Genomic DNA, 1,682 nt, shown 5'->3' on the forward strand with positions numbered 1-1,682 from the left:
GGCATAGCGTTCATCCAGCTGGTTGAAATAGACAACTTCCGTGCTGCCATCCGTAAAGCGTACATCACCCAGGGAGGGGATGCTGTTCCCTTCCCAGTTTTCCAGGTTCTGGACCAGCCCGTCGCCAAGGAAGAGGCTCAGGTTCTGTGCGTAATCGGCGGCAAGCTCCCTTTGTTCTTCCGTGAGGGAAAATACCTGGTCGGCAAAATAATCTTCCCCGTTATAGGAAATGGTATAGATCATCCATTTTTCGGATACGGTAGTCTCTTCCCCGGTTTCCGGGTCCTCCACCGTCTTTTCACGGATCTCCTCGGTCCGCTTATAGGAGTAAAGGTGGGATTTCCCACGGCGCATGACAGCCGCCATGTCCGCAATGGAGATATCCGCAAATTCCTTATCCTTTGCCGCGCAGTACTGGGAGACAAAAAGGTTGGCATTGTATACGGGGCTTGTCTCATAGGGATTGATGACCTCCATTTCATCCCCGTCCGAGGCGGCAAAATCCCGCCCGATCCGTTCCATGACATCTTCCATGCCTTCCCCCAGGATGCTGCTGATGGTGAAGGTGATGGTGTTGGCATTCTCCACAACAGCGGCCTCACTGTTCAGGATGGGGTTTTCCGTGTCAGCGGGGGAAAAGGCGGAGGAAAAGCCGTCAAAGATCAGGCCGGGGAGCATCAGCACAAAAAGCACCGGGAGCAGTAACAGGACAGCGGCGGCTGCCAGGAACTTTCCGACAAACTTACGCCCTTCCCATAACGCCCCTACAGCTGCGCCGTATGGCCCGCCCACGGCGGCACCCTTTGCGGCCCCGGACACCGCCTTCCCCGCTTTTACGGCGCCCCTGGCAAGGTGTGCCGCAGACGCGCCGGTCTCAAGGGCTTCTTCCAGCCCGTTCTTCTGTCTTTCTTCCATTTATAGCCTGTCCTTTCTTTTGGGCGCCGGGGGCATTTTTTTCACAATGGATTCCTTATAGGCGATGGAGCCGTCCGCCGCCATGTAAGGGGATTTTTCCACGGCGTCCTGTGCGTACTGTTTGTACCAGGAAGTGCCGTCCACGGCCTGCACGGTAGCATAAGCCCCCTCCGGCGCAGCGTACTGGTCTGCGTGGTACATGCCGAAGGAAATACCTTCCGGGTGTTCCTCCGAGATCTCCGTGCCGGTGATGCGCCCGCCCCCGATTTCCACGCCTGTAAAGGATGGTACATGCTGTGCGCCTTCCTCCAGGGCGGCATAGCCCATGTAGGAATGGAGGGCCTGGGCAGCCTTTTCCCCGGTCATGGTGCCCATGGAGGAAATATTTCCGGCTGCTACTGTGCCGATGACGTTATTGGCAAAATCGCCGCCCTTTGCAACGGAAGATGCATACATGTTCCCCCCGATGCCGGCGGATATGGCGGACGCAAACCCGCCGATACTGCCGCCGGGAGCCTTTCCGCCCTGTCTGTTTGTTTCCGTGTGGGAGGTGGCTGTGCGGATGGCGCTGTTTGTGACCTGCCGGCTGACTACCCCCGCAAGGCCGCCTGCCATAAACCCGCCCGGACTGCCGGGGCTTCCGGGTGAGCCGGAGCCGTTATTTACATGGGAAGAGCTGCTGCTGTGGCCGCCGCCGAAATGCTGGCGGGAGAAGTTGCGGACAGCGCCCACGCCCCTTGCGGCGATCATGGCCTCCGCGATCATGG

2 protein-coding genes are annotated in these 1,682 nt (G+C 58.7%); both read right to left on the reverse strand.

Going from position 1 to position 1,682, the window contains the following annotated elements; all coding sequences use genetic code 11:
• Positions 1-915: hypothetical protein (locus QZ305_RS11690; RefSeq protein ID WP_294732176.1), on the reverse strand; the 915-nt coding region annotated here is incomplete at its 3' end.
• On the reverse strand, positions 916-1,682 hold a 767-nt coding region (locus tag QZ305_RS11695; RefSeq protein ID WP_294732177.1), incomplete at its 5' end, for a hypothetical protein. It abuts the gene before it with no gap.

This window comes from uncultured Faecalibaculum sp. (assembly GCF_910588395.1).
In the GTDB taxonomy this organism is placed as follows: domain Bacteria; phylum Bacillota_I; class Bacilli_A; order Erysipelotrichales; family Erysipelotrichaceae; genus Faecalibaculum.